Annotated in this window: 27 protein-coding genes and 1 tRNA gene; 24 read left to right on the plus strand and 4 right to left on the minus strand. The window is 55.7% G+C overall.

What is annotated here, in order from left to right:
• The coding region (locus ERE07_RS00005; RefSeq protein ID WP_130006785.1) for an integrase core domain-containing protein at positions 1-300 on the plus strand (300 nt) is incomplete at its 5' end.
• A gap of 179 nt (positions 301-479) precedes the next feature.
• Here ERE07_RS00005 and ERE07_RS00010 read toward each other — a convergent pair.
• A tRNA-Met gene (locus ERE07_RS00010) sits at positions 480-556 on the minus strand.
• Between the two features lie 314 nt (positions 557-870).
• Between ERE07_RS00010 and ERE07_RS00015 the strand changes: the two genes are divergently transcribed.
• Positions 871-1,305 (plus strand): GNAT family N-acetyltransferase, encoded by a 435-nt coding sequence (locus ERE07_RS00015; RefSeq protein ID WP_245153336.1) that lies wholly within the window; start codon positions 871-873, stop codon positions 1,303-1,305.
• A 48-nt stretch (positions 1,306-1,353) separates the two neighbouring features.
• Here the strand turns inward: ERE07_RS00015 and ERE07_RS00020 are convergent, their stop codons facing one another.
• Positions 1,354-2,163 (minus strand): sulfite exporter TauE/SafE family protein, encoded by an 810-nt coding sequence (locus tag ERE07_RS00020; protein ID WP_130006787.1) that lies wholly within the window; start codon positions 2,161-2,163, stop codon positions 1,354-1,356.
• Between the two features lie 163 nt (positions 2,164-2,326).
• Here ERE07_RS00020 and ERE07_RS00025 point away from each other — a divergent pair, with 163 nt between their 5' ends.
• From ERE07_RS00025 to ERE07_RS00045, 5 genes are all read left to right on the plus strand, one after another.
• Complete coding sequence (locus ERE07_RS00025; protein ID WP_130006789.1) at positions 2,327-3,034, plus strand: FadR/GntR family transcriptional regulator; 708 nt, start codon at positions 2,327-2,329, stop codon at positions 3,032-3,034.
• Positions 3,035-3,362: 328 nt separating this feature from the next.
• A complete protein-coding gene (locus tag ERE07_RS00030; protein ID WP_130006791.1) occupies positions 3,363-4,523 on the plus strand; it encodes a TRAP transporter substrate-binding protein in 1,161 nt (386 codons plus the stop codon).
• A gap of 113 nt (positions 4,524-4,636) precedes the next feature.
• The gene (locus tag ERE07_RS00035) at positions 4,637-5,272 is read left to right on the plus strand and encodes a TRAP transporter small permease subunit (RefSeq protein WP_130006793.1); all 636 of its coding nucleotides are present in this window, start codon (positions 4,637-4,639) and stop codon (positions 5,270-5,272) included.
• Positions 5,269-7,212, plus strand: a complete 1,944-nt coding sequence (locus ERE07_RS00040; RefSeq protein WP_130006795.1) for a TRAP transporter large permease — start codon at positions 5,269-5,271, stop codon at positions 7,210-7,212. Before ERE07_RS00035 ends, ERE07_RS00040 begins: the two co-directional genes overlap by 4 nt.
• 254 nt (positions 7,213-7,466) lie before the next feature.
• On the plus strand, positions 7,467-8,843 hold the full coding sequence (locus ERE07_RS00045; RefSeq protein WP_130006797.1) for a flagellin N-terminal helical domain-containing protein: 1,377 nt from the start codon (positions 7,467-7,469) through the stop codon (positions 8,841-8,843).
• A 56-nt stretch (positions 8,844-8,899) separates the two neighbouring features.
• Here ERE07_RS00045 and fliA read toward each other — a convergent pair whose 3' ends face one another.
• Positions 8,900-9,673 carry an RNA polymerase sigma factor FliA gene (gene fliA / locus ERE07_RS00050; protein WP_130006799.1) on the minus strand — a complete coding sequence of 258 codons (774 nt, stop codon included), beginning with the start codon at positions 9,671-9,673 and terminating at the stop codon, positions 8,900-8,902.
• A gap of 217 nt (positions 9,674-9,890) precedes the next feature.
• On the opposite strand from fliA, the gene fliD (ERE07_RS00055) reads away from it, so the two are divergent.
• Genes fliD (ERE07_RS00055) through ERE07_RS00070 form a run of 4 tightly spaced genes read left to right on the plus strand, consistent with a single transcriptional unit; the run spans position 9,891 to position 12,083 of the window.
• Positions 9,891-10,463 carry a flagellar filament capping protein FliD gene (gene fliD / locus ERE07_RS00055; RefSeq protein ID WP_130006801.1) on the plus strand — a complete coding sequence of 191 codons (573 nt, stop codon included), beginning with the start codon at positions 9,891-9,893 and terminating at the stop codon, positions 10,461-10,463.
• An 18-nt stretch (positions 10,464-10,481) separates the two neighbouring features.
• Positions 10,482-11,291: a flagellar filament capping protein FliD gene (gene fliD / locus ERE07_RS00060; protein WP_167670683.1), complete on the plus strand. Its 810-nt coding sequence runs from the start codon at positions 10,482-10,484 to the stop codon at positions 11,289-11,291.
• Between the two features lie 8 nt (positions 11,292-11,299).
• Positions 11,300-11,725 carry a flagellar export chaperone FliS gene (gene fliS, locus ERE07_RS00065; protein WP_130006804.1) on the plus strand — a complete coding sequence of 142 codons (426 nt, stop codon included), beginning with the start codon at positions 11,300-11,302 and terminating at the stop codon, positions 11,723-11,725.
• Positions 11,726-11,756: 31 nt separating this feature from the next.
• Positions 11,757-12,083, plus strand: a complete 327-nt coding sequence (locus tag ERE07_RS00070) for a flagellar protein FliT (protein ID WP_167670684.1) — start codon at positions 11,757-11,759, stop codon at positions 12,081-12,083.
• A gap of 113 nt (positions 12,084-12,196) precedes the next feature.
• On the opposite strand, the gene fliE is transcribed toward ERE07_RS00070, so the two are convergent.
• Complete coding sequence (gene fliE, locus ERE07_RS00075; protein WP_130007651.1) at positions 12,197-12,529, minus strand: flagellar hook-basal body complex protein FliE; 333 nt, start codon at positions 12,527-12,529, stop codon at positions 12,197-12,199.
• A 285-nt stretch (positions 12,530-12,814) separates the two neighbouring features.
• Between fliE and fliF the strand changes: the two genes are divergently transcribed.
• From fliF to fliR, 13 genes are all read left to right on the plus strand, one after another.
• Positions 12,815-14,485, plus strand: coding sequence for a flagellar basal-body MS-ring/collar protein FliF (gene fliF, locus ERE07_RS00080; RefSeq protein ID WP_130006808.1), 1,671 nt, complete (start codon positions 12,815-12,817; stop codon positions 14,483-14,485).
• The gene (gene fliG, locus ERE07_RS00085; protein ID WP_130006810.1) at positions 14,472-15,473 is read left to right on the plus strand and encodes a flagellar motor switch protein FliG; all 1,002 of its coding nucleotides are present in this window, start codon (positions 14,472-14,474) and stop codon (positions 15,471-15,473) included. The genes fliF and fliG overlap by 14 nt, the downstream gene beginning before the upstream one ends.
• Complete coding sequence (locus tag ERE07_RS00090; protein WP_130006812.1) at positions 15,460-16,257, plus strand: flagellar assembly protein FliH; 798 nt, start codon at positions 15,460-15,462, stop codon at positions 16,255-16,257. The genes fliG and ERE07_RS00090 overlap by 14 nt, the downstream gene beginning before the upstream one ends.
• The gene (locus ERE07_RS00095; protein WP_130006814.1) at positions 16,247-17,755 is read left to right on the plus strand and encodes a FliI/YscN family ATPase; all 1,509 of its coding nucleotides are present in this window, start codon (positions 16,247-16,249) and stop codon (positions 17,753-17,755) included. Before ERE07_RS00090 ends, ERE07_RS00095 begins: the two co-directional genes overlap by 11 nt.
• A complete protein-coding gene (fliJ, locus tag ERE07_RS00100; protein ID WP_130006816.1) occupies positions 17,752-18,204 on the plus strand; it encodes a flagellar export protein FliJ in 453 nt (150 codons plus the stop codon). The genes ERE07_RS00095 and fliJ overlap by 4 nt, the downstream gene beginning before the upstream one ends.
• Positions 18,205-18,218: 14 nt before the next feature.
• Positions 18,219-19,532, plus strand: a complete 1,314-nt coding sequence (locus tag ERE07_RS00105; protein WP_245153337.1) for a flagellar hook-length control protein FliK — start codon at positions 18,219-18,221, stop codon at positions 19,530-19,532.
• 212 nt (positions 19,533-19,744) lie between these two features.
• Complete coding sequence (locus ERE07_RS00110; RefSeq protein ID WP_245153338.1) at positions 19,745-20,188, plus strand: flagellar basal body-associated FliL family protein; 444 nt, start codon at positions 19,745-19,747, stop codon at positions 20,186-20,188.
• Positions 20,188-21,180 (plus strand): flagellar motor switch protein FliM, encoded by a 993-nt coding sequence (gene fliM, locus ERE07_RS00115; RefSeq protein WP_130006820.1) that lies wholly within the window; start codon positions 20,188-20,190, stop codon positions 21,178-21,180. The genes ERE07_RS00110 and fliM overlap by 1 nt, the downstream gene beginning before the upstream one ends.
• A gap of 4 nt (positions 21,181-21,184) precedes the next feature.
• Positions 21,185-21,718 carry a flagellar motor switch protein FliN gene (fliN, locus tag ERE07_RS00120; protein WP_130006822.1) on the plus strand — a complete coding sequence of 178 codons (534 nt, stop codon included), beginning with the start codon at positions 21,185-21,187 and terminating at the stop codon, positions 21,716-21,718.
• Between the two features lie 4 nt (positions 21,719-21,722).
• Positions 21,723-22,070 (plus strand): flagellar biosynthetic protein FliO, encoded by a 348-nt coding sequence (gene fliO, locus ERE07_RS00125; protein WP_130006824.1) that lies wholly within the window; start codon positions 21,723-21,725, stop codon positions 22,068-22,070.
• A complete protein-coding gene (gene fliP, locus ERE07_RS00130) occupies positions 22,071-22,823 on the plus strand; it encodes a flagellar type III secretion system pore protein FliP (protein ID WP_130006826.1) in 753 nt (250 codons plus the stop codon).
• A 7-nt stretch (positions 22,824-22,830) separates the two neighbouring features.
• Positions 22,831-23,100, plus strand: coding sequence for a flagellar biosynthesis protein FliQ (gene fliQ / locus ERE07_RS00135; protein ID WP_130006828.1), 270 nt, complete (start codon positions 22,831-22,833; stop codon positions 23,098-23,100).
• 16 nt (positions 23,101-23,116) lie between these two features.
• On the plus strand, positions 23,117-23,905 hold the full coding sequence (fliR, locus tag ERE07_RS00140; RefSeq protein ID WP_130006830.1) for a flagellar biosynthetic protein FliR: 789 nt from the start codon (positions 23,117-23,119) through the stop codon (positions 23,903-23,905).
• Positions 23,906-23,943 lie beyond the last annotated feature (38 nt).

Genomic DNA, 23,943 nt, shown 5'->3' on the forward strand with positions numbered 1-23,943 from the left:
TCCATCACTGTAGATAACGGGACGGAGTTCACATCGCGCGCCTTAGACGACTGGGCATACCGGCGCGGCGTAAAACTCGATTACACGCGACCCGGCAAACCAACCGATAATGGCTTAATCGAGTCATTCAATGGTCGGCTGCGTGACAAATTCCTTAACGTGCATGAATTCGTCACGCTGTACGACCTGCGAGAAAAGATGAAGACTTGGCAGCACGACTACAACCATTATCGTCCCCACGGCTCGCTCGGCCATCTGACCCCAAGCGAGTTCGTCCAAAAGTGGTCAGTGAAACCCTAAGAGGCAGCCCCTCTCCAGTTTTAAACCGTCCAATTTCCGGGGGCAGGTCATAAAAAACACCCCGAAGGTTGGATTGGTGTCCAACTTTTGGGGGTCAGTTCAATTATGGGGTAGAGCCAAACAAAACCGCCAGCCTGATTAAAGGCTGGCGTAAGTATTTGATACTGCTTAAGAATCCTTGGTGGCGCATCCCTGATTCGAACAGGGGACCTGCGGATTATGATTCCGTCGCTCTAACCGGCTGAGCTAATGCGCCAAAGAGCGCTAATATAGCATAATTTTTTTGGCCAAGTACAGCCCCAAATGTCAGACGCATACTGTCGCGCTTGTTGCCCTATGTTGCACCCGCCAGGCAACCAGGCGAGTAAAATTCGGCAGGGTCGCTGCAAGAGAGAAGCCTGCGCGCCCGGATCGCCTCAGTAGGCTCCCGCGCCACCCACCCATGGCGTCCTGCTCACGGGGCACTCGCATGATAAATCTCTGTTAGTGGTACAAGCTGTTCAACGCAGACTGCATGCGGCCAGCTGGGTTATTGGTCGGCAAAGCCGATTGAACAACAAGGAGAAATTCGTGAATCACTCAGTCAAGATCATTGTCGGCGACTGGAAAGCCTGCCAACGCGATGCCATGGCAATCAGGCAAGAAGTCTTCATCGAAGAACAGAACGTTCCGCCTGAACTGGAGCTGGATGCCGAAGATGAGCGCTGCGTTCACGCTGTCGCCTATAACGAACAAGGCCAGGCCATCGGTACCGGTCGCTTGCTGCCCAACGCTCATATCGGTCGTATCGCTGTCAAAGCCGACTACCGCGGCAGCGGAGTAGGATCCAAATTGCTCGACGCCCTGGTAGACGAGGCGCGACGCCGCCGTCATATGGAAGTCGTACTGTCGGCGCAAACCCACGCCAGAGGGTTCTATGCCCGACACGGTTTTGTGGCCGAAGGGGGTACATATATGGACGCAGGCATCGAGCATGTCACGATGCGCCATGCGCTGACGGCGTAAAAAACAAGCCGCCAATCACTGCTCTGCCCGAACTGCTGAACCCGCTGATTATCCGGCCAATCCTTTCCAGAGCATATAGATCGCCAGAAGATACAGCATGGTTGCAAAGACCCGTTTCAGCATTGGCACGGGCAGGCTGTGTGCAGCCTTTGCACCCAAGGGTGCGGTAACAACGCTGCTGCCTGCAATCAAGGCCAAGGCGGGCAGCCATATATAACCAAATGATCCTGGCGGCAGCCCCTGCACGGCGGTGCCTGACACCACATAGCCGAGCACATTGCTCAGGGCAATGGGAAAGCCCAACCCTGCACTGGTTGCAACGGCAGTGTGAATAGCGACATTGCACCAGGTCATGAAAGGAACACTGATAAAACCGCCCCCCGCGCCGACCAAGCCGGAAATCATGCCGATGACTGCACCCGCGATAAGCTGCCCAAATGTGCCAGGCATCTCGCGGCTGGCGGGTGGCTTCTTGTTCAGAAACATTTGTGTCGCGGAAAACGCCACAAACACACCAAAAAAGATCGCCAGATAGGCGCCCTTGAGCAGCGAAAACACACCGATACTGCCCACCAAACTGCCGACAATGATGCCCGGCGCCAGTTTTGCCACGATATCCCAGCGAACGGCCCCGCGCTTGTGATGCGCCCGCACACTTGAGATAGACGTAAACACGATCACCGCCATGGATGTGGCGATAGCCATTTTGACCGCCAAGCCACCCTCGACACCCTGCCCCGACAACAGAAAAGTCAGGATGGGCACCATGATCATGCCTCCGCCTATACCCAGAAGGCCAGCCAGGAACCCACTACCCAGGCCGATGATCAACAACTCAATGAAAAGAATGGCGTTCATAAAAGAGATATAGAAATGGGGACATTCCCCCGCGCCCATTTAAACAGGCAAAGTGCGCCCATGGTGCCAGCAATTCGGTACTTTGGTCAACCTTTAATGTAATATTTCGGCGTATTGGTGTATATTTCACGATATTGGTTAACCAATACATGGATTTGTTTGTATGAAAGAGATGGCAACGTCCCTCCACACGATGACCAAAGCATCCCGTGCAGCGATGTCACCGGCTGCCCTGGAAGACGCGCTCACTGCGCTCATCGACAGCAAGGAATATGGTCCAGGCGATCGTCTGCCTACAGAACGGGCGCTCGCAGAGCGCTATGGCGTGACACGTGGCGCTATCCGGGCTGCACTGGGCCGCATTGAAGGCCGAGGGCGAATTGTGCGCATCGTGGGCAGCGGTACGTACATTGCAGGTCCATCAACTGCCATTTCGTCATCGAATCAAGCCCGGGACGCTAGCCCCCAGGAAATCATGGAAGCGCGCCTGCTGATCGAACCACAATTGCCTTTACTGGTGGTGGCACATGCCAATGGCGCCGATCTGGAAGAGATACGCATTGCCATGGAAGGCGCCGAAAAGGCAAAAACGCTGGATGATTTCGAGGCCTGGGATGGCCGCTTTCACCAGGCTATTGCCAACGCAACCCACAACAGCCTAGTTATCGCAATCTACCAAATGGTTACCGCAGCCCGCAATATCGCGGAATGGGGGGCTCTCAAACGTCGCAACGCAACACGTGAGCGGCGGGCCGAACGCGAAACGGAGCACAAAGCCATTTTCGAAGCGCTGCAGTCTCGCGATGCGGCGGCCGCGCAGCAAGCGTTCGATCTGCATCTGCACAAAGTGAAACGCAACCTGCTGAGCTGACGCGCAAATATCCCGATCCTGCATTCGCATTGCTCGTGCAAGCACATTGTGGCCCGTCACCTGCAATGCGCTAACGCCTGCATCGAGACAGCGCTCATCAGCACTGTTAAAACCGGTTCAAACATTCTTAAAACCGGTTTAAATATTCCCACAAATACTGACCGCCCATAGGAGAACTGCAGGTTTTCAATCCTGGTATAAGGGTTTTAACTGTCTTACAAATTGTTGACTATGCGTCGTCCATCGCCTATAAAAGTATCCGCAGTCGAGACATCATAAACGTTGGGTCACACCATACTAAAGCTAGTAAAAGCCAGGAGACAAAACAATGAACAGCAGGTCAAGCAAGGACGGCTCGTCCAATCAAACCCCGACGGCGCGCCGCCGATTTCTAGGCGGCGCAGCCGCCGGAACCGCGGCGGCAATGTCCATGGGTTTTCCTTCCATCGTCAAAGCACAGGGAACCACCAACTTCAGGTTCCAGAGCACTTGGCCCACGGTGGACATCTTTCACGAATACGCGCTTGATTTCGCCCAGAAGATCAATGATATGACCGGCGGCGAACTCAAAATCGAAGTGTTGCCAGCTGGAGCGGTGGTTCCGGCATTTGCACTGCTGGACGCAGTATCCAAGGGCACACTTGACGGTGGCCACGGTGTTCTGGGATACAACTACGGCAAACAGAACGCCCTGGCGCTATATTCGTCCGGCCCGGCATTTGGCATGGATGCCAATATGGTTCTGGCCTGGCACAAATATGGTGGCGGCAAGGAACTGCTCGTCAAGCTCTATCAGGAAATCGGCGGCAACGTCGAGTCGTTCCTGACCGGCCCCATGCCAACCCAGGCTTTTGGCTGGTTCAAGAAACCGGTTACAAAAACAGCCGACCTGAAAGGCCTCAAATTCCGTACCAATGGCCTGGCCATTGACCTGTTCACCGCCATGGGCGCCGCGGTCAATGCCTTGCCTGGTGGAGAAATCGTTCCCGCGCTGGATCGAGGCCTGCTAGATGGCGCGGAATTCAATAACGCCACATCGGATCGTCTGCTGGGTTTCCCGGACGTCTCCAAGGTCTGCATGCTGCAGAGTTTCCATCAGTGCTCGGAAACCTTCGAGATCATCTTTAACAAGGACAAGTACAACGCGCTCCCGGACAAGATGAAAGCCATCATTGCCAATGCAGTCGAAGCCGCCTCGGCGGATATGTCGTGGAAAGCAGTTGATCGCTACTCTCAGGACTACATCAAGCTGCAACAGGAAGATGGCGTGAAATTCTACAAGACGCCAGATGCCATTTTGCAAGAGCAACTCACCACCTGGGACACCATTGTTGCCAAGAAGGGTGAAACCAACGCCTTGTTCAAGGAAATCGAAGAGTCGCAGCGCGCCTTTGCAGCAAGAGCTGTGTCTTGGGATATGGATACCAACAATAACCGGCGAATGGCTTATAACCATTATTTCGCCAAAAAACGCCCGGCACAGAGCTGATCCACCCTTGAGCCGTCTAACGGCGCGCCACCCCGGCGCTGTCTTCAGGCACTATAGCAACCCGCTATAGTGCCTCGGAGATTTCTTTTCTCTCAGGCAGGGTGCAATCTACCATGCAATCAATATTGCTCACCATAGACCGGGTCAATACCTGGATCGGCCAGTTGTTCGGCTGGTTTGTTCTGGCGCTTACTCTCTTCGTCACCTACGAAGTGTTTTCAAGATACGCGTTTGCTTCGCCGCATTCCTGGGCGTTCGACGCCATGAACATGATGTACGGCACGCTGTTCATGATGGCCGGCGCTTATACACTATCCAAGAATGGCCACGTCCGCGGAGATGTGCTGTATGGTTTTTTCCCGCCACGCCTTCAGGCCGGACTGGATCTCACGCTATACATCCTTTTCTTTTTCCCAGGCGTCATCGCACTGGCATGGGCCGGCTACAACTATGCGCTGGAATCCTACATGATCAATGAGCATTCCACGATCACGGCCGATGGACCGCCCATCTATCCCTTCAAGTTCATCATTCCCTTTGCGGGCGTTACGTTGCTGTTGCAAGGATTCGTAGAAGTTGTCTACTGCATCCGTTGCCTCAAGCTCGGCGCATGGCCAAGCCGCGAAAAAGACGTGGAAGAAGTCGACGTCGACAAGCTTATGGATATGGTCAACGTCAAGTCGGAAGACATCGAGAAGCTCGATGAGATTGTCACCGAAGACACAAAAGAAAAGGGGAGCCCGTCATGAGGAAAGAGGTCTGGTTTGGGCTTTCCATATTGATTGCCATCGTCATTGCACTGTTCATCCTGATGCCGGCACCCGCCGATATCACCAATGGTCACCTCGGGCTGTTGATGCTGGCGCTAATCGTCGTCACCATCATGCTTGGATTCCCAACGGCGTTCACGCTGATGGGCATGGGAGTCATGTTCACCTATCTGGCCTATCGAGGCATGGGTCCCGAGATCGCGATTGAACAGACGCTCGATCTCATGGTGCTGCGTACCTACGCAGTCATGACCAACGATGTATTGATTGCCGTGCCTTTGTTCATTTTCATGGGCTATCTGGTTGAACGCGCCAATCTGATCGAAAAACTGTTTCACAGCCTGCACCTGGCTATGGCGAGAGTTCCCGGTTCTCTGGCTGTCGCCACCATCATTACCTGCGCCGTCTTTGCGACGGCCACAGGCATTGTCGGTGCCGTCGTCACCCTGATGGGCTTGCTGGCGATGCCCGCCATGCTCAAGGCGGGCTACAGTATCAGACTCACGGCAGGATCCATCACTGCCGGCGGATGTCTGGGCATCATGATTCCCCCCTCGGTTCTGCTCATCGTATATGGCGCGGTGGCGGGTGTGTCGGTCGTCAAACTCTATGCGGGCGCGTTCTTCCCTGGGATCATGCTGGCCACGCTGTATGTGGTGTATGTCATGATCGTCGCCAAGGTGAGCCCCAAGTCAGCCCCCCCGCTGACTGAAGAAGAACGGCGAGTCACACTACCCGAGTTTGCCCAGACCATACGCGACACGCTGAGCAAGCGGGCACTGCCAGGCATGATCATGGCCATGAAGGGCCGCCGCAACGTCAATGTGCCGACGGGGATATTATTCCGTCATATGGTCATTGCGCTGCTACCCGCGCTGGTCTTTGCGGCCGCCATGGGTATGAGCTATAAGATTGTGACGCAATCCGCGCCGGAACAGCAGTCAGGCTTGATGCCGATGGGGCTGGGCAGCAGCTATGAGGGAACATATAGCGGGCTCCAGGAACCTGACGGGTACATGGGCCTGCAAGAACCCGAAAGTGATGGTGGTCTGCAGGAACCGTCCAGTACGGGGCTGCAGGAACCCGAAGGCGCCGAAGCCCCAGCCTCATCTGCCACAGAGGATGCTGCCGAAGCAAGCCAGGAAGCGGAGGATGCAATCCCATCTCCCTCGGCGCCTGCTGGATTCTGGATTACGCTGGCGATCGGCGTCATCATACTGCTCATCTACTACGCCACGCTCAGCTTCGCGCATCTTGAAATATTCAAGATGCTGCTGAGTTCCTTCTTTCCGCTGGCCATCCTGATATTGGCCGTACTCGGCAGCATCGTCTTCGGTTTTGCAACGCCCTCCGAAGCCGCTGCCATGGGATCTTTCGGCGGCCTGCTGCTCGCATTGGCCTACCGACGGCTCAACATGCCCATGCTGAAAGAATCGGTGTACCTGGCTGCCAAGACCAGCGCCATGGTGTGTTGGCTGTTTGTGGGATCCAGTATCTTTTCGGCAGCCTTCGCACTGCTTGGTGGTCAGGAGATCATCAATAATTGGGTGCTGGGCATGGATCTGACCCCAGTGCAGTTCATGATACTGGCGCAGATTGTTATTTTCCTGCTGGGCTGGCCTCTGGAATGGACAGAGATCATTGTGATCTTCATGCCTATCTTCCTGCCTCTGCTGGCGCACTATCAGATCGACCCGCTGTTCTTCGGACTGCTGGTCGCGCTTAACCTGCAGACAGCCTTCCTGTCGCCACCCGTAGCCATGTCAGCCTTCTATCTGAAAGGCGTCGCGCCACCGCACGTAACGCTGAACCAGATTTTCGCGGGCATGCTGCCCTTTATGGGCATACAAATCATAGCGATCGTGCTGCTATATCTGTTTCCCGCTATCGGCCTCTGGCTGCCAAAAGTGCTTTATTGATAGACGAGGATGGCATGCCGCCAAGGCTTCGGCCTTCGCGGCATGCCTGCTTCAACGCCCTGCCCCCTCCTTTAGCCAGAACGTACTAAAGTTCCTGCCGTGCAGACCGTAAACCCCGATGAACAGGGGAAACAGCAGCCGTTCCTTACCGAACAGCTGCCTCACGCGGCACGATCGGCGTTGGAATATAGGCTGTTTCCCCTGAACACAGGCGAATATGTATCGCCATACATCGTTCCTTCAGGAGTTAAAACATGTCTGTTATCAACACCAACTCGCTTTCCCTGGTTGCTCAAGGCAATCTGCTGAAATCACAATCCGCCTTGGGCAACGCAATTGAACGCCTTTCTTCGGGCCTGCGAATCAACAGCGCCAAAGACGATGCTGCCGGCCAGGCCATTGCCAATCGCTTCACGGCCAATATCAAAGGCCTCACGCAAGCAACCCGCAACGCCAACGACGGCATCTCCATCGCGCAAACCACCGAAGGAGCGCTTAGCGAAATCAACAACAACCTGCAGCGCATTCGCGACCTGTCGGTTCAGGCGGCCAATGGCACCAACTCCGCATCCGACCTTAAATCCATCCAGAATGAAATCGGCCAACGCCTCGACGAAATCAACCGCGTGTCGGCACAAACACAATTCAACGGTGTAAACGTGCTGGGCCAAGACGCCGGAAAACTGTCAATTCAGGTGGGATCCAATGACCATGAAACCATCGAGATCAACCTTCGGACGATAGATGCACAGTCGCTCGGATTGTCTACATTCAATGTAACGGGCCCCTTGAAGCGCACGGACGGCGCGACCAGTGCAAATGCCGCGGCTGCAGACTTTCAGAAAGCATTCGGCACAACCACCAAAGTCGCGGCGAGCTCCATCTCCGCGGGAGGCGCCGCCCCTGCGGCTGCCGCTACGCCGCCCGCCGCCCCTCCCGGGCCAGCCGCTGCTGCCGCAGGCCCCGAAGCAGCGGGAGTACAAGGAGCATCTGGAGTGGCAGCGTCGGGTGCTGCGGCGGCAGTGCCCGTTGCTGCGGCAGCTGCAGGTGGTGGCGCCAATACAATGCAAGGCGCATTGGCAGCTCGCTTGGGCGTTGTCGCAGACAACGTGTCGGTAACCACTGAAACCCAAGTGGACGGCGCTGGCAACTGGTTCGCAAAGTTCTCCATCACCACCTCTGATGCGCAGGAAATCACCAACCTGGCGAACAATGGCATCAAGGTCGAGGCAGGTGTGACCAAAGATCTGTATCTGGCCCTGGATCCTTCCAATGCCGACCTTAGCACCGAGGGCGAAGCCAACTTCACTATCGACGTCGCGACCCTTAATCTGACGGATCTGCGCGAAGGCCGCACCACTCAGGCTTTGCAAACGATTGATGTTGCGCTGTCACGCGTGGATGAACTGCGCGGTGAACTGGGTGCAGTACAAAACCGATTCGAGTCCACGATTGCCAACTTGAACAACACGGTTACCAACCTGTCCGCCGCACGTTCGCGCATCGAAGATGCAGACTACGCCGTCGAGGTATCGAACATGACGCGCGCTCAGATCCTGCAACAAGCTGGTACTTCCGTACTTGCACAAGCCAACCAAGTTCCTCAGACTGTTCTGTCGCTGCTGCGCTAATACGCAAACACCGCCACAGACGGCGCGGCCCACTGAAATCAGGCGGGCCGCGCCGTTTAAGAAACTTCTGAGCAAAAAATCTTCAATTCCAAATGGCTCCAGCCGTCTTCCTGTGCCAGCGCGGCCAGCGCCGCGCGTATCCGCACAATGGCTTGCGTTCGCAGCTGAGAGACGCGCCCTTCGCTGATTCCCATCACTACCGCAACTTCATTCTGGTTAAGCTCGCGCTCGACCAAAAGAGAAAGCAATTGCCGCTCCCGTTCAGGCAAGGCTTCAACCGCGTCGGCAATTGCCCGGTGCAAATCCCGCGAGATCACTTGATTCAAAGGATTGTTCCGCCGTTGCGCCGACTGTACAAACTCGCCAGCCAAGGCGCATTCCATACCATTCTCCGAGCCATCAAATGCCATGTCTTCGTAGTGAATCACCTGAACACCACATGCGTCATCCAACAGTTGCCGGTAGGTCGCCTGCGTAATGCCCAACTCGGCGGCAATCTCAGCTTCGCTCGCCCTTCTGAGCAACCTCTGGCTTAGGCTAACCATAGCCTGCTCTATCAATCGCGCCTTGCCTCGTGCGGAGCGCGGCAGCCAATCAAGCCGGCGAAGCTCATCGAGCATCGCACCACGTATCCGGGTAACCGCATAAGTTTCAAACTGCGCTTCTTGCACGTGCTGATAGCGACGAATCGCGTCAAGCAGACCCATCATACCTGCCTGAATAAGGTCATCAAGCTCGATATTGGAAGGCAGCCTGGCCGCCAACTGCAACGCCAGCCGTCGGACCAGAGAAGCGTACTGGCCAAGAAGGCGATCTTCGGTATTGGGCATACGCGCACATTGCTGACAAGGAAAAGAAAATGCATTGTCGAGCCGCAGTCAGCAAGGCGCTTGGGTGATCAGCAGATAATTGTTGATGCTATTCCGGCTTTATCGCGTGTCCTGGATAAAGTTTGCTGGGCGCATGCCGTAAAAGCAGCATCAGGAACAACCGCTGCAAGGCGCCGCCTGACGCCAGTTGCCCATCCCATCACACACGGAGTTATACATGGCCATTTCTTCCATTGGCGTAGGCTCGGGCCTGCCACTCGATGCGCTGCTAAGTGATCTGCGAAAGGCCGAAAACAGGCCATTGTCACTGATAGAGAGCAGGGCAGCCTCCACGCATAAAAAACTCGGGGCTTACGATTCAATAAAAGGCGCGGTTCAGTCCCTACGCTCGGCCGCCCAGGCGTTAGCGGCTCCGGCAACATTCGGCGCTCTTGCGGTTAACTCGCAAAGCAATGCAGTGACCGCAAAGGCATCCACAGCAGCCATCGCTGGCAAGTACGCCATAAGCATCCAGCAACTGGCAACGCACCAGACACTGGCGAGCACAGGGCAGGCGGATCGCGAAGCCAGGCTGGCAAACGGAAGCGTGAGCATCACCTTCGCGTTCGCAACTGGAGAACCCAGAACCATTACCCTCAGCCAATCAGAGACAAGCCTGGATGGCATCGTCAAGGCAATCAATGGCTATACAGGGGCTGGTCTTAACGCCACGCTCATCAATGACGGAAGCAATTCGCCGCATCGCTTGCTGCTTACTACAGCGGATTCCGGAACAGACAATGAAGTCTAATCCATCACAATCGCGGCTGTGGACACCAATACAGATGCAACAGCCTTGCAGACACTGCTCGCCTTCGAAAAAGGATCTGCGGGAAACCTCGCCGAGACAGCCGCCCAACAAGCCAGGTTGGACATCAACGGAATACAGCTGGAAAGCAGCAGCAACACCCTGCACAATGCAATAGAAGGCGTCACCCTGACGCTTTCGAGCACAACCGCTACGGGTGAACCCCACATGCTCACCCTGGCTCGAGACGATGCTGCGGCTCACGCTGCCATCAGGTCATTTGTGGGCGCGTATAACAATCTGCAAGGTGTTATCAAGTCGCTTACAGCCTACAACGCGGATAAGCAACAAGGCGGTCCGCTCACGGGTGATGGCCTGGCCCGTCGACTTCCCGAAAGACTACGCCAAGGCCTTCACACTTCTGTTAACGGCGCCACCACACTTACGTTGCCCGAGCTCGGTATTACAAGCAAGCCCGACGGCACGCTCGCCATTGATGACACCCGGCTCGACAAGGCAATAAAGGACAACTTGTCCCAGGTAAAATCACTGCTCACCGGCGAAAATGGTTTCGGAAGCCGGATTTCCAGCATCGCGGATCTCTACCTCGAGCCTGGCGGTGAACTTGAGCGCATCAACGCCACAATGACTACCACGCTCAAGGCACTGAACAAACAGTTCGAGGCCGTCTCGGCCCGCATAGATGCAAAAATGGAAACCTACCGCAAGCAATTTGTGCAACTGGATGCCATGGTGGCGCAAATGAACTCTCTGAGCAATTATCTAACCCAGCAGCTCTCCATGTTGGAACGTTCCGCCAAACAGAAATGAAGAGAACCATGCTGCATCACGCAAGCGCCAGGATACGGCAAGCAACGCTCACTTACTCCCGGATAGGTCTGGAAACCCAGGTGTTGGGCGCCAACCCGCAACAGCTCATTGCCTTGTTGTTCGATGGCGCTCTGGCCGCCATACAACGGGCTCGCCTGCACCTGCGTAACGGCAACATTTCCGACCGGGGGCTGGCAATCTCAAAAGCGATAGATATCATAGAGTCAGGCTTGAAATCCAGCCTGGATCACAAGGTCGGTGGAGACCTGGCCACCAAACTGGTCACCGTCTACGATCTGGCCATTCAAAACCTGATGCTCGCAAATCTTCACGCAGACATGCAAAAACTGGAGCTGGCGGAACGGCTCCTCAGAAATATCGGCGAGGCCTGGAAGGTGGCGGCGGGTATATCAAACACGCCTGCATCCGAATGATTACTTGCCGCGCAACAGAATGGGACTGCATATGATTGATTCGCTGATCAGCCATTATCGCGCGGTAGAGGAAATATCGCGCCGCATGCTCGACGCAGCCCGCGCGGGTGACTGGGTGCAAGTCCTCGCCCTGTTTGAGCTATACACCCAGTCAGTGGAACACCTGCGTCAGCACAAGGGGCTCAGCGATAAAGACCGGATTGCCCGTCGCGACCTGATTACGCGAATTCTCGAGAATGATGCGAACATACGTATACTCGTTGCGCCCGAACTTGCTCGCCTCGGAAAACAGATCGGACGGCTGAAGCAAGGGCAAAGCATGTTGGCTGCCTACTATCGGCGTGCTACGCCTTTATGATTACAATCTCCCTTCAGGTGTTCCAGCCTAGCCAATTACGAACATGCTCAAGGCAGCAACACAGCCAAAGCGCTGGACTATTTTGTGCACGTAAGCACCAGACGCAAGCAGCTTTAAACCGGCATACTGGCGATTTCCTGATACGCCGCAACAAGACGATTGCGCACCTGCACTGTTGTACTGAAGGCTAATCCGGCAATCTGCATATCCAGCATGACATCATTTAATGCAACACCGGGAACACCAAGTTCAAATGCACGTGCCTGCGCAGCGGAGCTATTTTGCATGGCCGAAACACGGGCTAGCGAACGCGTCAGCTCGGCGGCGAATCCGCCCTCCCCTTGAACATCATGGCTTGCGGTCACGGAAGGCAGCGTCAGTTGCCGTACTGCGTTGCGCATATCGGTCAGCCTGGGTTCCATGAAAGAAAGTTGACTCAGTGACATAACGTTATCGACCATAAAATATGCAACGGGTAATGTAGCGGCCCGCATTCGTCGATGAGCGCGCATTGTGGCGGGAAAATACCTGCCTGTTCCACCATTCAAGGTCGCACTAGCCATTAGAGCTAAATGGGCCTCAAAACAAGCACTGTTCAACGCATGCTGCGTCGTACCGAACGACAATAATCTCGGACTCATTTACCTCGTCCCCCGCATGTCTATATCTTCCATCCCTCCCCTTCTTTCCTTCTCTCGCCAGCCACCCAAATTCCGCGCCCGAGGACGGGCATGAATCCAACAACGTGGGTAACGGCACGATTTCCGCTCCTGGGCAAGCCACTGCACTGGCCGCGCCCGATACAAATGCTGCTTGGATCAGCGGCGCTGGCGATCGCGATCGCGCTCGTCATGTGGAGTCGCTCTCCCGCCTATCGAGTTCTTTTTTCCAATCTGTCCGATCGCGATGGCGGCACAATCGTGACCGCGCTCACGCAAATGAATATTCCCTATCAGTTGTCGGATACCGGACAGGCAATACTTGTCCCGGCCGACAAGGTACACGAAGCGCGCCTGCATCTTGCCCAACAGGGGCTGCCGCGCAGCGGGGAAGCGGGGTTTGAGTTACTCGACAAGGCTAGGCTTGGATCCAGTCAATTTGCCGAGCAGCTCACCTATCAACGTGCGCTTGAAGGCGAACTAGCCAACACCATACAGGCATTACATGCCATCCAGTCAGCGCGCGTTCATCTCGCCATTCCACGAGAGTCACTGTTTGTCCGCGAACGGCAAACTCCCTCGGCATCGGTATTGGTCACACTGTATCCAGGCCGAAGCCTGACTGAATCCCAGGTCAATGCGATCGCCTGGTTGGTGTCATCCAGCGTTCCCCGCCTGCCGGCCAGCGAAGTATCCATCGTGGATCAGAATGGGCGTCTTCTGACCTTGCCCGATAGCGAGGCATCCGCCGACGCGACACGTCAAAAGCTGGCCAATGACATTGAGCAACGCACGGTACAACGCATTCTTACATTGCTGAATCCGCTGGTAGGCCCAGGAAACGTACGCGCGCAGGTCAGCGCCGATATGGACTTTTCGCAGCATGAGCAAACCTCAGAAACCTACCGTCCGAACCAGGCCCCGGATCAGGCTGCCATCCGCAGTAAGCAAACCAGCAAATCCTTGCAGCGCAACGCCGTACCGCCTCAGGGCGTGCCTGGCGCCCTGAGCAATCAACCACCACCCAATGCTATCGCGCCAATTGAGATTCCTCCGGCCTCTTCCACCGCAACAACGTTGCTTACGCCACCGGGAACCGATAACAGGTTGCCGGCACTGACCAGCGGCACAGAACAGGGCATTGATTCGACAAACAGTGACGCCACGATCAACTATGAGCTTGACCGCACCGTCAGGCACGTAAAAAGCCCGCTGGGTACGCTGCGGCGGCTGTCGGTTGCTGTGGTCGTCAATTACCGCAGCACAGAAGACGGTCCTGAACCCCTTCCTGCCGAAGACCTTGCCAAGCTGAATCAACTCGTCAAACACGCCATGGGCTATTCGGCCGAGCGCGGAGACACTCTCAGCGTGGTCAATAGCCAGTTCAACGAAACGGTTCCGGAATCATTGCCGCTGTGGAAAAACCCCACCTATATTGATCATGCGCTGGGTGCCGCCAAGTATCTGCTCGTTTTGCTGGCCGTTTACCTGCTTTGGCAGAAAATCGGTCAACCGTTGATGGAAAATGTGATCAGCGCCAGTATCAAGGCACAGGAAGAAGAAGAGAAAAGCGCTGAGCCAGAAAGCGCCGCTGACAAGCAGGAGGCCGCAGAACGACTGGCACGGGAGCTGAGCCGCCATGAAGAAAACCTGAACACCGCGCGTGATATGGCCGTTAAGGATCCTCGCGCTGTCGCCATGGTATTGCGTTCCTGGATGGAGAACAAACATGAAAACGGTTGATCAAGGGCTGGAGCGCTGTGCGATCTTGATGATGTCACTCGGAGAGGATGCGGCCGCCGAAGTGTTCAAGTATTTATCAGCGCGCGATGTGCAACGAATCGGTGGCGCCATGGCCGGTCTAAGACATATCACGCGGGCCGATGTCGATGTTGTTCTGGAGGAGTTCCGTCAGGAAGCAGACCAGTTCCTCTCCGTCTCTCTGGGCTCCGAAGAATACATTCGTTCGGTACTGAACAAAGCGTTAGGCAGCGACCGCGCAGCCGGTCTGATAGAGGACATTCTCGAAGCCGCCGACGGGAACAATGGCATCGACGCTCTGAACACACTGGACGCCACCAGCGTTGCCGAGCTCATCAGCGATGAACATCCTCAGATTATCGCCACGATACTTGTTCATCTCGAACGCGAACGCGCCTCTGCCGTACTAGTCTCATTGAACGAGAGATTGCGCAATGATGTAATACTGCGCATTGCCACATTTGGCGGCGTACAGCCTGCCGCGCTCAATGAGCTGACCGAAGTGCTGAACAGTGTGCTGTCGGGTCAAGGTGCAAAACGGAGCAAAATGGGTGGCGTGCGGACTGCGGCTGAAATACTGAACTTTATGAGTGCGGCGGACGAGGACGCGCTTATTGCGAGCCTGCGCGATCTCGACGCGGATGTAGCACAGCGCATTATCGAAGAAATGTTTGTGTTCGAGAACCTTATCAGCGTCGAGGATTCAGCTATTCAGCTCATACTCAAGGAAGTCGACAGTGCCGACCTGACCATTGCTTTGAAGGGCGCCCCCATAGAGCTACGCGAGAAAATCTTTCGCAATATGTCCAAGCGAGGGGCCGACATGCTGCGAGAAGACCTCGAGGCACAGGGACCGGTCCGTATGTCTAAAGTCGAGGAGGAGCAAAAACGTATAGTGCAGGTCGCTCGCCGGCTGGCTGAGTCAGGCGCATTCAATCTGAGTGGGTTGGCCACTGATGAGTACGTCTGATTGCGCTCCTGGGCAGACGAATCCGCTGCCATGGCAACCTTGGAAACCCGATGAACTCTTGGCGCACAAGGCAGTCGGCACCCCGCCGGAACCTCTTTGCGAAAGCCATGCTGGTTCCACTCATGTGACCGATGCCGAGCAATGCCCCCTCATTGAGTGCAGTCGCGGTGAAACGACAGGCATCAACTCCGACCACCTCCGCGAAGAGGCCTATGCTTTGGGACATGCTCAAGGCTATGCGCAGGGCTTTGCCGAAGGCATGGCTGATGGCCGAGCCAGCGGATATGACAATGGGTACGAAGAGGGATCCACCGCAGGCCGTCATGAGGGATATGCCAAAATTCACGCAGAGATAGAGCGTTTGACGACACTGGCTGACGCTTGCGCTGCGTCACTTGAACAGCTCGAATCTTCTGTCGGCGAAGCGCTGGTCAACCTGGCAGTATGTATTGCCAGGAGACTCGTGAAAAACAGTCTGGCGGCGCAGTCCGAAGCCATACTTGAGCTTGTGCGCGATGTACTGGCAGATTATCAAGGCAATCACGTTCTGCTGACGCTCCGTATGCATCCAGACGACCTGCAACTTGTGCGGGATCAGATAGAAACCATCCAGAGCAGTTGCCCCTGGCGGTTGGTAGCGGACAGTTCGATAGAAAGGGGCGGCTGCGCTGCTTGCTCAGCAGTCGGCGATATAGACGCCACACTACCCACGCGTTGGGAACGTATCCTGGGTTCTCTTGGCCGCCCTCGTCCCTCCCCCGGAAGCTCACAGTATGGCGACTGACGCCTTCTCGCGCGGCCATCAACGCCATAGCGCCGACGCAGCCAAACATCATGTTGACAACGCTGGCTCGCGCTGGCGCAATCTGCTGAACAAACACGCGCGCTTGGTGCAATCGGTTGATACCTGGGCCCGGCAGGGCAGGATTACGCGTGCAACTGGCCTGGTCCTCGAAGCCACTGGGCTTCGCCTCGCCGTAGGCGCTGCCTGCCGCATCGACATGTCGGCAGACGGGAATCACTGGACCGAAGCGGACGTGGTGGGGTTTCATGGACAAACGCTATTCCTTATGCCGCAAGGCGACATCTCGGGTCTGACGCCAGGCGCGCCTGTTGTTCCCGGGGCTTCCTCTGCGGGTTCAAATCACGAAGGCAATCAGGTAAGTTGTCCGGGCAACCTCACAGCCCAACCACGTCGTCTGCCGGTTGGCGATGCGTTGCTCGGGCGCGTCGTGGATGGCGCCGGAAATCCACTGGACGGATTGGGCGATCTAATCGGCTTAGAAACGTCTTCACTGATTGCTCCCCGGCTCAATCCATTTGACCGACAGCCAATTGACACCGTTCTTGACGTCGGTGTTTGCGCAATCAACGGTCTGCTTACGATCGGTCGAGGCCAACGGCTGGGTCTGTTCGCCGGCTCAGGCGTGGGAAAAAGCGTGCTGCTAGGCATGCTGGCACGTTATACGCAGGCAGATGTCATTGTCGTCGGCCTGATCGGGGAGCGTAGCCGGGAAGTCAAAGAGTTTATCGACCATAACCTCGGCCCGGCAGGCCTGAGCCGAGCCGTGGTGGTCGTCGCCCCAGCCAGCGTATCGCCACTGCTCAGACTGCAGGCCGCCACCTACGCAACACGACTGGCCGAGTATTTTCGTGATCAAGGCCACCATGTGCTACTCATTATGGACTCACTCACTCGCTATGCAATGGCTCAGCGAGAGGTTGCGCTGGCCATAGGAGAACCTCCCGCGACCAAGGGCTACCCGCCCTCTGTGTTTGCCCGCATTCCCGCGTTGATCGAGCGCGCCGGCAACGGCGCCAGCACAGCGGGCCTGCCGCCTGGCTCAATCACCGCCTTCTACACCGTCTTGACGGAGGGCGATGACCAGCAAGATCCCATCGCAGACGCTGCGCGATCCATACTGGATGGCCATATCGTATTATCTCGCAGCTTGGCCGAAGCAGGCCACTACCCTGCGATCGACATAGAAGCCTCCATCTCTCGCGTCATGACGGCCATCGTTCCGCCAGAGCAGCTCGCACAAGCGCAGTACTTCAAGAGACTCATTTCATGTTATCAGCGCAACAAGGATTTGATTGCGGTAGGCGCATACGCATCAGGCAATGATCCCTTCTTAGACCAGGCCATAGCCAGATACACTGACTTGGAGACTTATCTCAGGCAGAACACAACTGCCAGAACCAGCTACCAGGAGGCAGTGGAAAGCCTGCATAACCTGCTTGGCGGCAGCTCGCCAGTACCTGGAGATATTCACCAATGAGTCGAAGCCAATCCTTCAATACCTTGACAGAACTCGCTCAGACACACGTTGATCTCGCCGGGCAAGAACTACGCCGGATCCAACAGGAAAGGCGCATTGCCCAGCGTCAACTGGACACACTGAAAAGCTATCAAGAAGACTACCGATATAACCTCGCAAAGCATTTCGGCATAGGGTTGTCCGTCTCGAACTACCAGAACGTTCAGCGGTTTATCACGTCTTTGGACACGGTGATCGCCAATCAGAATACAGTGTTGGCACGAATGAACGAATATCTGTCTGCAGCATATAACCGTTGGTTCGAACTGCAGGGCAGGCTTAGGGCTTACCAAGCGCTTCATGCAAGAAAGCTGCGTCAACAACGACACGATGACGACCGCGCCGAACGACGCCTGAATGATGAAACGTCCATAGGTATGCATCATCGGCGAAGATCGCTTTTCTATTGAACAGGGATAGATAAATGAATATTCATGCTTCAGACCTGTTGCCCGCGACAGCCAGCCGCCGCGCATTGGCTGGCCATTCTGAAGATCGCCTCAAGGAAGAAGACAGCGCGGACTTCTCTGACATCCTGGCTCAACAGGCCACTCTATGCGCGATGGCTTCGTCTCCTCCACCAAGACAAGGCATCTCCGATGGTTCCGCCCAGCCAGACTTGCAACCAGAAAATCAGGCGCAGACTAACGCCATCCACACACTGCACGCGCACACTACATCAACGGGTTTCGACGACGATATCGATCAGGGGTGCACCCGGGTTCCCGTCCGGGCACTACCGAGCGACACGCAGCAAGCCGTGTCGTTCGCCCTTGAAACGGCCGCGCAAGTCGTCGATCCAGGTGGAGATACATCTACCCACCACGCCTCCCCGACGTTCGCACAATTGCCGCCGCAGACTCGTATGTTGGTCCATGCATCGTCGACACCAACCCACGCCGTTGCCTTCACCGCGTCCGGGCCAACCGATTATTCAGGGAAGACGAAGAACAGCGCCAATAAAACTCATACTTCTACTCCTCTTGTTGGCATGCGCGAATCGCTGCGTTTGCAGGCAATGGACAAGAACCCGGATTCGGAACGCACGATCCAAGCTTTGCGCAATACACCTCCTCCCGCCGCGCTTAGCCTGTCCGCCACCATTAAGCAAGCCGAGTCAAATCTGTACACAGCCATTGAGCGTCAACCGGCCCGTGCTATCGCATCCGAGTCAGGGAAAATATTTACAGAATCGCGCGAGCTTGGAAACGCGATATTGGAGATGCCCTACCTGACAGCCAGCGGCATGAAATCGAACATTGGTTCGCACAACAACGCTTACTCCGCCACAGAGTTCACCATCAATACGCCTATCAGTGATACCCATTGGCCGAGCGCGTTCAGCAAACACTTTCTGAATATCGTGCGAAGCACTGAACACGGGCAACAGACGGTGGAGCTGCGACTCGATCCTCCCGAACTTGGCCCCCTGCATGTCTCGCTCAGCGTTATTGACAATACCGCACAGGCCGCATTCTTCTGCACGCAGGCCTCGGTTCGGCACGCGGTAGAGAACGCTTTGCCTCAACTTCATCAGCTTTTGGCGCAGGCGGGCATCTCATTGGGGCAGGCCAGCGTCAACGACTCGCATCACACAGGCCGAGCATTCACGGAAGAAAGTGCGTCTGATGGTGCCAGAGAGCATGCGAAAGAAAGCACTCAGACGGTCGCCATGGCTTCACCGTCCGACGCCGGTCGCTCAAGAAGCCTGGATACGCAGATAGACATCTATGCCTGAACCAATCGTGCGCAAAGGTGAAAGCTATCGCGCATAAAAAGCGCTTTTCCCTTGGACCCTGCCCTTTTCCCTACCTCACAATGAGGCATTGAACTTCTTTTTTCTTTCACCTCGACATTCGATAACCAGGCCTTAACAACCCTGTACATTCACGCCAACCAGCCATGTCTCAGAAATCGTCAAACAATACTATCACGGCTGCAAAGCTCGCCATGCTCATCGCTTTCATTGCTGTAGCCAGCTCGGGAGCTACATTGGCCTTTCAGAAATACGCCGGCCTGAGTCCGGCGAACGCGGAGTTATCGACGCGTGGTGGCTACGCGCCAGCGGCACCCGCACCTGATCCTATATTCGTGCCGCTGGATCCATTCACCGTAACCCTGCCCGGCGATTATAAAAACCGCGTCCTGTACGCAGCCATTACCTTACGTGTCGGTGATCAACAATCGGCCAGCATCATAAACGCCTATATGCCTGAAGTAAGAGACCGAGCACTCAGACTGCTGGCCCAGCAAAACGTTCATGATGTTCAAACCAGCGAAGGGCGCGCCGCGCTTGTTGATATTCTTCGCAGCGAACTTGCTCAGCCATACACGCCAGAACCGGAGGGCCCAAACATTGGCGATGTATTGTTCACCGCCTTCGTGGTTCAGTAATGTCCTACCAAAGCCTGCTGTCGCAGGAGGAAGTCGATGCACTTCTGGCCGGCATTACGGGCGAAAGCCAAAGTCAAACCCCAGAAACCGTCAGTAGCAGCGGAATCCGATCTTATGACCTTGGCTCGCCAGACCGCGTGGTCCGGCATCGCATGCAAACGCTCGAGCTCATCAACGAGCGGTTTGCACGCAGCCTACGCGCAACGCTGCTGTCGTTCATGCGGCGTAACGCTGATATCACAGTCGGCAATATCCGCATCCAGAAGTATTCCGACTTTGAACGGAACCTGCCAGTACCCAGTAACCTGAACATGGTCAGCATGAAACCGCTGCGCGGTATTTCGCTGTTCACTTACGATCCCAAACTGGTCTTTCTGGTGATCGACAGCATGTTCGGCGGGCACGGACGCTACAACATCCGCGTGGAAGGTCGAGACTTCACGACAACAGAGCAGCGCATCATCCGGCGTCTGCTCAATCTGACGCTGGAAAGCTATGCGTCGGCCTGGGCGCAGGTTTATCCGATAGAGTTCGAATACATACGATCGGAGATGCATACCAAGTTCGCCAGTATCACCAGCGGCAACGAAATCGTGGTCGCAACATCATTCAATATCGAACTGGGCGCGTCTGGCGGAAATCTGAACATATGCCTGCCCTATTCAATGATAGAACCCGTACGCGATCTGCTGACGCAGCCCTTCCAAGAGCTAAGCACGCGCGACATCGACCAACGATGGACACAGCAACTAACGCGCCAGGTTCGCAGTGCCGATATTGATCTGATCGCAGAGCTCGGCAAGGTGCAAACCAACATTGCCCGGCTCATGACGCTCAAAGTTGGCGATGTCATGCCTGTCGATGTTCAGCCCACAATAATTGCCAGCGCCGGTGGTGTGCCCGTCATGGAATGCGACTACGGCATCGTCCATGGACGCTATGCCCTGCGCGTGAAACGTATGTTCACGATGTCCGAAACCGAAATTTCCTGAAAAAATGACCTCATCTTCTAAAAAAACTCGACCGGACAGCAGCGCTTTCGCCCCCGCGGCCCAGGATGTCAAGGCAGACAATCACGACGCTGAATGGGCTGCGGCCTTTGCCGAGCAAGGCAACCCGACCACCTCGCCAAAAGGTGCTGCGGTGACAGGCAACGACAACACCAGCGCTCAGGATGCGCAGACTGCAGCGCACCAAACAGAAGCGCAATCTGCGGAGGACAACATCTTTAAACCCCTCATTCACAGCGATGCCTTGGGCAGCACGGATATCGACATGATTGGGGATATTCCAGTACAGCTTTCAGTGGAACTTGGCCGCACCCGACTGACCATCAAGAATATTCTGCAGCTTGGGCAGGGCTCCGTCGTAGAGCTGGACGGGCTTGCTGGCGAACCCATGGATATTTTCGTGAACGGGTACCTCATTGCTCAGGGCGAGGTGGTGGTAGTGGATGAAAAATATGGAATACGCATCACCGACATCATTACACCAGCGGACCGGATCAACCGTCTGAACGGTCGACGGTAAGTTCATGGATGCCTACTCCGTTCTGAAGCTTGCAGGTAGTCTAGCCCTTGTGGTGGCCATGATCTACCTTGCCGCCTGGCTGATACGCAAGTTTGACCGGCATCTTCCCCACTCGGCAAATACGATCAAAATTCTTGACACCCGAAGCGTCGATCCCAGACATTCCGTCATCGTCGTAGATGTAAGCGGGGTTCGGCTCATCCTGGGCGTCACGCCGCAATCCATGTCGCTGCTGCAAGTTCTGCCACAGCCTAGGGCTCGCGTCGACAGCATGACCGCCGACCATTGTGTTGGCAGCGGGGATAAAAAATCACTTGATCGCCACGGCATGCATGCGCAGGAGCAGCCTTAAATGTGTCGGCTCCGAACCCTGCTCCCCGCAGTGACCTTATTGGCCCTGTGGACACCCGCAATTGGTCAGGCTCAGTTGGCCTTGCCAGCCCTGACCTCCTCCACGCCCGACGGCAGCGTCCAGACATGGTCACTCAGCATACAGACATTGGTCATGCTGACCATGTTGTCCTTTCTCCCGGCAATGCTGCTGATGATGACAGGCTTTACTCGCATCATCATCGTGCTGAGCCTGCTTCGCAATGCGCTTGGCACAGGCGCGTCGCCACCAAACACCGTGCTGATAGGAATCGCCCTGTTCTTGACACTTTTTGCCATGTCGCCGGTCCTCGACAGAATCTACGCCGAAGCGTACAAGCCACTAAGTGAAGGGACTATTGTCTTTGAACAAGCCCTGGATCGTGGCGCCGCGCCGCTGCGGGAGTTCATGCTGCGTCAGACACGGGAGAGCGATCTGGCCATGTTTGCCCAGATGTCCGGCACATCAGATATCCACACGCCAAAAGACGTACCACTTAGGATACTGGTGCCATCCTTCATCACCAGCGAGTTGAAGACAGCTTTTCAGATCGGGTTCACCATCTTCATTCCGTTTCTCATCATCGATCTGGTCGTCGCCAGTGTTCTCATGGCCCTGGGGATGATGATGGTTCCTCCGGTGACAATCTCGCTGCCCTTCAAGCTCATGCTGTTCGTACTGGCCGATGGGTGGAATCTGCTCCTGGGCGCGCTGGCTCAAAGTTTTCATCAGTGAGCTTATTATGAATACTGAAACAGTCATGACCATGACCTACCAAGCCATGAAAGTGGTGCTTATCATGGCCGCGCCCGCCTTGCTTGCAACACTGGTTGTCGGGCTCATCGTCAGCATTTTCCAGGCAGCCACTCAGGTCAACGAAATGACCTTGTCCTTCATTCCCAAACTGCTGGCTGTCGGTGCAACCCTGGCACTGCTCGGCCCCTGGCTCGTAGGCACCATGGTGGATTACATCCAGGCGCTGCTCGCGCAGATCCCGGAAATGGCTTCGTGATCGCATCGGTATAAGTATGGTCACGTTTGACATTGGCCTGCTGTATGACTGGATGAACGCCTTTCTCTGGCCATTTTTTCGTATTCTCGCTCTGGTCACCGTAGCCCCCGCGTTGGGCGAGTCCTCCATTCCCATGCGCGTCAAGATTGGTTTGGCCGCAACCGCCACAGTCGCCGTGGCGCCCACACTTGCGCCTATGCCCTCGTTGCCTACGGGCTCCTTCACCGCCCTGTGGCTGACTTGCCAACAGGTTCTGATTGGTATTGCCTTGGGCCTGGTCATGCGCATCGTGTTCGCCGCGGTACAGGCCGGCGGAGAAATCGTAGGACTTCAGATGGGGCTTTCTTTCGCTTCGCTATTTGATCCGGCAACGGGTGCCAACACGGCTGTGCTCTCACGTTTTTTCAATGTGATCGCCATATTGCTTTTTCTTGTGCTCGATGGCCATCTTTATATGCTGACGTGCCTGATACACAGCTTTCATACTTTGCCAGTGCAGCCAGGAAAACTGGACATCAACGGATGGGGCGTGCTGCTTGAATGGAGCGGCCAGGTGATGGTTTCCGGCGTAATGCTCGCCCTACCCCTGATTATTGTGCTTCTTACGATCAATCTTTCGCTGGGCATCCTCAATCGAACCGCCCAACAACTGTCCGTGTTTTCTGTTGGATTTCCAATCAGCCTGATGGCAGGATTGACGTTGCTGACGATTGTGTTGCCTCAGACCACGTCTTTTCTCTCCAATCTGTTCGACAAAGGCTACAGCGAAATGGCACGGCTGGCGCAAGGGTTATCCGGCCTGTAAGCAACCGCATGACATGCCAGCCAAGCCGCCGTGTTGCC

The sequence above is a fragment of the Allopusillimonas ginsengisoli genome, from assembly GCF_004153455.1.
GTDB classification, from domain to species: Bacteria; Pseudomonadota; Gammaproteobacteria; order Burkholderiales; family Burkholderiaceae_B; genus Allopusillimonas; species Allopusillimonas ginsengisoli.